This window comes from Nocardioides luteus, from assembly GCF_014648595.1.
In the GTDB taxonomy this organism is placed as follows: Bacteria; Actinomycetota; Actinomycetes; order Propionibacteriales; family Nocardioidaceae; genus Nocardioides; species Nocardioides luteus.
This window is the reverse complement of record NZ_BMRK01000009.1, coordinates 187,929-194,288: the sequence shown is the minus strand read 5'-3', so window position 1 is coordinate 194,288 and position 6,360 is coordinate 187,929. Positions and strand designations below refer to the sequence as shown.

Annotated in this window: 5 protein-coding genes; all 5 read left to right on the top strand. The window is 68.8% G+C overall.

The window, feature by feature from the left end; genetic code table 11:
• Positions 1–1,794, top strand: a 1,794-nt coding sequence (locus IEY81_RS24530) for a response regulator transcription factor (RefSeq protein WP_276529626.1), incomplete at its 5' end; no start/stop codon positions are given.
• 102 nt (positions 1,795–1,896) lie between these two features.
• Positions 1,897–2,502, top strand: a complete 606-nt coding sequence (locus IEY81_RS13480) for a hypothetical protein (protein ID WP_189118985.1) — start codon at positions 1,897–1,899, stop codon at positions 2,500–2,502.
• Positions 2,503–2,544: 42 nt separating this feature from the next.
• Positions 2,545–3,393 (top strand): aldo/keto reductase, encoded by an 849-nt coding sequence (locus tag IEY81_RS13475; protein ID WP_189118984.1) that lies wholly within the window; start codon positions 2,545–2,547, stop codon positions 3,391–3,393.
• Between the two features lie 284 nt (positions 3,394–3,677).
• On the top strand, positions 3,678–5,537 hold the full coding sequence (gene dnaK / locus IEY81_RS13470) for a molecular chaperone DnaK (RefSeq protein WP_189118983.1): 1,860 nt from the start codon (positions 3,678–3,680) through the stop codon (positions 5,535–5,537).
• Positions 5,534–6,325: a nucleotide exchange factor GrpE gene (gene grpE, locus IEY81_RS13465; RefSeq protein WP_189118982.1), complete on the top strand. Its 792-nt coding sequence runs from the start codon at positions 5,534–5,536 to the stop codon at positions 6,323–6,325. The genes dnaK and grpE overlap by 4 nt, the downstream gene beginning before the upstream one ends.
• Positions 6,326–6,360 lie beyond the last annotated feature (35 nt).

Genomic DNA, 6,360 nt, shown 5'->3' with positions numbered 1-6,360 from the left:
CACGCCCGGCGCGCCGGCGACCTCGCGACCGCGCTGCGTGCCCGCATCGCCGCGGCCGAGGAGGCCCGCAACGTCAGCGGTGTGGGCGAGGCGGCCCACCACTACGAGAAGGCGCTCGGCCTGGCCGCCGACCCGAAGGTCGCCGAGGCGGCCGCGGTCAACCTCGACCGGGTCTACGAGCGAGCCGCCGACACCCTCATCCTGGCCGGTCTGCCCTCACGTGCCGACGCGATCCTGGCCGAGCGGCTCGACGCCATCCCGGTCGGACCCTCGGTCGGCCGGGCGTTGCTGCTGGCCACGAGGGCGGAGGCCGCGCTCCTCATGGAGAACGGCGACCCGCTCACCTACTCCCGCGACGCGATGACCGCACTTCCCGAGGACGCCGAGCCGAAGGTCCGCTGTGCGGTCCTGGCGGCTCGCACCCGCACGCTGGTCATGTTCCGGCGCAGCGAGGAGGCCGAGGCGGTCGGGCTCGAGGGCATCGAGATCGCCGAACGACACAGCCTCTCCAAGCTCGCCTCCGACATCGCCACCAGCCTGTCCATGCTCAAGGTCCGCACCGGCGTGGGTGCGGGCGACAAGGTCGAGGGCTTCCGGCAGGTCCTGCGCGAGACGATCGAGCAGGCACGGCGGGTCGGGTCGACCCATGCGGTGAGCCGGGGCATGTTCGCGCTCGGCCGCTCCTACGACGAGGCCGGTGACCACACCGAGGCGCTGACCTGGTTCCGGGCGGTGGTCGACGACGCCGGCAGTGCGTCGCTGCAGTGGTCTCCCTACGTTGCGGCGGCCCGAGCGGACATCGTCCGGATCCAGATGGTGCGGGGGGAGTGGGACGAGGCGATGCCACTCTCCGGCGGCAACCTGCCCGACGCCCCGCCGATCCCGGTCGCGCTCCTCGACGTGCTCCGGATGATGATGGAGCAGGCCCAGGGTGCACAGCTCGGTGCCGCGGCCGCGGCGCTGCGACCGTTCTGGACGCAGGAGGGCCTGATCGCCCTCTACGGCTCGATCGTGGAGATGACCGCAGCGGCCCGCGACGGTGACGCCGAGCGGGTGCTCGGCGTCTACGCCGAGACCGTCGAGACGCTCTCGCAGTTCTGGACGGAGTGGTTCGGCGGCCGGGTGCGGCTGGCCGTGACAGCCGCCGCCGGCATCGCGCTGCTGCTGCCGTCGCTGCCTGCTGCGAGGTGGCCGGCGCTGGTCGAGGCCGTCGACCGTCTCCGCAGCGACGGCGAGCAGGTGGTCGCTCAGTACCAGCCCGGTGAGTGGGGCCCGGAGGGCCGGGCCTGGTCGGCGCGACTGGAGGCGGAGGTGCTCCGCGTCCACTGGCTGGCCGGTATCGACGCTCCTGCCCAGGAGACGCTGCTGGCCGCCTGGGCGCGCGCCGAGCAGCTGGTCGAGGCCTACGGCGACGTCCCGGGCCTGGCCGCCGTCCGCACCTCCTACGCCGTCATCCAGCGTGCTCTCGGTGACGTACCCGGCTCGCGGGCGACCGCCGACAAGGCCCGGGAGACCGCGAAGCGGCTCGGCCTGCAGCCGCTGCTCGACGAGCTGAAGTCGCTCGGCGTCACCGCGGTGAAGCAGCCGCAGGCCACGTCGACGGCGCTCACCCCGCGCGAGAGCGAGATCCTGACGCTGGTCGCTGCCGGGCGCAGCAACGGCGAGATCGGCAAGCAGCTGTTCATCTCGACCAAGACGGTCTCCGTCCACGTCTCCAACATCCTCGGGAAGCTGGGCGCCGGGAGCCGCACCGAGGCGGCCGCCATCGCCCGCCGGCAACAGCTGATCAGCTGATTTTCTGGCGCTCGATGAGAACGTGTGGCTGAATTGTCACCATCACCACACAGTGGTGAGGTGGTAGTGCGGCAGGCCGTATCTCAGGGCTGAGGAGCAGATGTGAAGCAGGGCGGGCAGCACCCGATCGCAGCCGGTGTCACGGCGCTGGTGGCGGTCGCGGTCGGGGTGGGCCTCGTCGTCGGCATCGGGATGTTCCTCGGCGTCAACATGCTGGGCCTGGGCGGCGGCAGCGCGGCGGTCGACCCTGCGGCTGAGCCCGACGGGGGCGCCTCGCTCTTCGTCCCCTCGCCCAAGCCGACGAAGACGGCGACCGGCCCGGCGATCACCCTCAACGCCTCGCCGACCAGCGAGCCGAGGAAGAAGCCCGCCTCCAGCTCCACGAGCACGTCGGAGACCGACGCGGACGAGGCGGCGAAGACGAAGGCGCCGAAGAAGGAGATCACCCTCCAGGCCGGCACCGTCCAGGCCGCCCCGATGGAGCGGGTCTCCATCACCGGTATCTACCCCGGCGGCGAGGGCGCCATCCTCCGGCTGGAGCGCAACGACGGGTCCGGCTGGGAGGAGTTCGGCATCTCCGACGTCTCGGTCATCGGAGGGCAGTTCTCCACCGTCATCCAGTCCGGCCGGGTCGGCAAGCACAAGTTCCGGATGAAGGACGTCGATGCCGGCACCCACTCCAACGTGGTGACCGTCCGGATCGGCTGAGGATCCGGAACAGGTGTGGAGGCGCCTGGTTGTATGGGGGACATGACGGTTCCAACGATCAAGCTCAACGACGACACTTCTATCCCCCAGTTCGGTCTCGGGGTCTGGCAGGTGCCTCAGGACGAGGTCGAGCAGGTTGTGAGTCAGGCGCTCGAGGTCGGCTACCGCCACATCGACACCGCGCAGATGTACCAGAACGAGGCCGGCGTCGGCTCCGCTCTGAAGAACGCCGGGCTCGCCCGCGAGGACCTCTACGTCACCACCAAGCTCAACAACTCCAACCACGACCCGGCCGACGCGAAGGCGTCGCTGGAGAAGTCTCTGGAGCTCCTCGGCCTGGACCACGTGGACCTGTTCCTGATCCACTGGCCGCTGCCGACGCAGTACGACGGGACGTACGCGAAGACGTGGGAGGCGCTCGTCGGCCTGCGTGACGCCGGCCTGGCCACCTCCGTGGGTGTCTCCAACTTCCAGCCCGACCACCTCGACAAGATCGTCGCCGAGACCGGCGTCGTGCCGGCGGTGAACCAGATCGAGGTCCACCCCTACTTCACCAACGAGGCCGCCCGCGAGGCCACGCTGCGTCACGGCGCGAAGGTCGAGTCCTGGTCGCCGCTCGGCCAGGGCGGCGGCGAGCTCGTCGACCCCGTCGTCACCGAGATCGCGACCGCTCACGAGAAGTCGCCCGCCCAGGTCCTGCTGCGCTGGCAGATCGACCGGGGCGACATCGTCTTCCCGAAGTCCGTACGCCGCGAGCGCCTCGAGGAGAACATGGCGATCTTCGACTTCGAGCTGACCGGCGACCAGATCCAGGCCCTCGCCGCGCTCGACCGTGGCGAGTCCGGCCGCTCCGGCCCCAACCCGGACACCTTCGACTGGATCCCTTCCTGATCGGTCCGGTCGAAACCGCGCCTGTGGGCGGCGAAACTCGAGTTTCGTCGCCCACAGGCGCGTTCTCTGCGGCCCCGTTCGAAGGGTTGGAATAGGACACGTACAGTCTTCGTTGTGGCCTGTGAACGAAGTTGAGTTGAATCGACTCAACTTGTTTGCAACACTCGGCGGCAGCGGCCGCTGGGGCGCAGACCAACAGCCTTCGGGCAACAGCCTCGCGGGGCTCACCCCAGGGGCAACACAGACCACTTACACACAGCTTCAACCAAGCGGAGGTAGCAAAGATGGCACGTGCCGTCGGTATCGACCTCGGGACCACCAACTCGGTCGTCTCGGTTCTGGAGGGTGGCGAGGCCACCGTCATCGCGAATGCCGAAGGCGCCCGTACGACGCCTTCCGTGGTCGCGTTCAGCAAGTCCGGCGAGGTGCTGGTGGGCGAGGTCGCCAAGCGCCAGGCCGTCACCAACGTCGACCGGACGATCAAGTCCGTCAAGCGTCACATGGGCACCGACTGGAAGGTGAACATCGACGACAAGGACTTCACGCCGCAGCAGATCAGCGCGTTCGTCCTGCAGAAGCTCAAGCGCGACGCCGAGGCCTACCTCGGCGAGACGGTGACCGACGCGGTCATCACCGTCCCGGCCTACTTCTCCGACGCGCAGCGCCAGGCCACCAAGGAGGCCGGTGAGATCGCGGGCCTCAACGTCTCCCGCATCGTCAACGAGCCGACCGCCGCCGCGCTGGCCTACGGCCTCGACAAGGGCGACGACCAGACCATCCTCGTCTTCGACCTCGGTGGCGGCACGTTCGACGTCTCCCTGCTCGAGATCGGTGAGGGTGTCGTCGAGGTCAAGGCGACCTCCGGTGACAACCACCTCGGTGGTGACGACTGGGACAACGCGATCGTCACGTGGATGGTCGGCAAGTTCAAGGCCGCCAACGGCGTCGACCTGGCCGCCGACAAGATCGCCGCGCAGCGCCTCCAGGAGGCCGCTGAGAAGGCGAAGATCGAGCTGTCCTCGTCGCAGAACACGAGCATCCACCTGCCCTACATCACCCACGGTGAGTCCGGTCCCCTCCACTTCGAGGAGACCCTGACCCGGGCCGAGTTCCAGAAGATCACCGCCGATCTGCTCGACCGCACCAAGAAGCCGTTCGAGTCGGTCCTCAAGGACGCCGGTGTAGCGCTGAAGGACATCGACCACGTCGTCCTCGTCGGTGGTTCGACGCGGATGCCCGCCGTGACCGACCTGGTCAAGAGCCTCCTCGGTGGCAAGGAGCCCAACAAGGGCGTCAACCCCGACGAGGTCGTGGCCGTCGGCGCCGCGCTGCAGGCTGGCGTGCTGAAGGGCGAGGTCAAGGACGTCCTGCTCCTCGACGTCACCCCGCTGAGCCTCGGCATCGAGACCAAGGGCGGTGTCTTCACCACCCTGATCGAGCGCAACACCACCATCCCGACCAAGCGCTCCGAGATCTTCACCACGGCTGACGACAACCAGCCGAGCGTCGAGATCAAGGTCGCCCAGGGCGAGCGCCCGATGTGGTCGGAGAACCAGCCGCTGGGCAACTTCGAGCTCACCGGTCTCCCGCCGGCGCCGCGTGGCGTGCCGAAGATCGAGGTCGCCTTCGACATCGACGCCAACGGCATCGTCCACGTCTCTGCCAAGGACCAGGCCTCGGGCCGCGAGCAGTCCATGACGATCTCCGGCGGCTCCGCGCTGTCGAAGGACGACATCGACCGCATGGTCAAGGAGGCCGAGCAGTACGCCGAGGAGGACGCCAAGCGTCGCGAGTCCATCGAGATCCGCAACCAGGGCGACAGCCTCGTCTACACCACCGAGAAGTTCATCACCGACTCCGGCGACAAGGTCCCGGACGACGTGAAGACCGAGGTGCAGGCCGACCTGGACGCCCTGAAGAAGGTCCTCGAGGACACCGAGGCCGACAAGGACGCCATCCAGGCCGCGATCACCAAGCTCGGTGAGTCCTCGCAGAAGATGGGTGCGGCCATGTACGCCGCGGCCGAGGCCGAGCAGTCCGCTGCCGGCGGTGCCACCGGTGCGACCGGCGAGGCCGACGAGGACGTGGTCGACGCCGAGATCGTCGACGAGCCTGCTGAGGGTGAAGAGGGCGACAAGAAGTGACCAAGCGCCGCTCCGGCGGGGCGGAGGAGGTCGTCGAGGAGACGACCTCCGAGTCCCCGCCGCCCGAGACCGAAGACGTCGAGGAGTCGACCGAGGACTCCGAGGTGGACGCTCCGAAGAGTGACGCCTCGGGCTCGGACGACGCCGCCGAGGGAGCCCCAGCCGATGCGGCCGAGGGGACCGAGGAGGCCGAGAACGTGGCTGATGATCTGGCCGAGAACAAGGCCGACGAGAAGATCGACGACAAGGCCGACGACGTGGCCGACGTCGTGTCCGACGACACGACCGAGGACGCGGTCGAGGACGAGGCTGCCGCGGCTGACGGTGACGACAGCGACGTGGACTTCATGGGCGATGCCGCCGACGAGGTCGACAAGCGCGTCTCCGAGCTGACCACGGACCTGCAGCGTCTCCAGGCCGAGTACGTCAACTACAAGAAGCGGGTCGACCGTGACCGCGAGCTCGTCTCGCAGAACGCGACCTACAAGGTGCTCACTCCGATCGTGGAGGTGCTCGACACCATCGACCGTGCCCGCGAGCACGGCGAGGTCGAGGGCGGCTTCAAGGCGGTCGCCGACCAGCTCGAGAAGATCGTGACCAACCTGGGTCTGAAGAAGTTCGGTGAGCCGGGCGACGTCTTCGACCCCAACCGTCACGAGGCGCTCAGCCACATGGGCACCGACCCCGAGGTCGAGGAGACGTCGGTCAAGCTGGTCGCCAAGGCCGGCTACATGATCGGCGACCGGGTGGTCAGGGCTGCGCAGGTCCTGGTCGTCGACCCGGAGTGACCCGGAGTGACAACGATGGGTGGTCGAGCCTGCCG

Coding starts and splice junctions, on each gene's coding strand:
- dnaK (WP_189118983.1), top strand. CDS start 3,678: ATGGCACGTGCCGTCGGTATCGACCTCGGGACCACCAACTCGGTCGTC.
- IEY81_RS13475 (WP_189118984.1), top strand. CDS start 2,545: ATGACGGTTCCAACGATCAAGCTCAACGACGACACTTCTATCCCCCAG.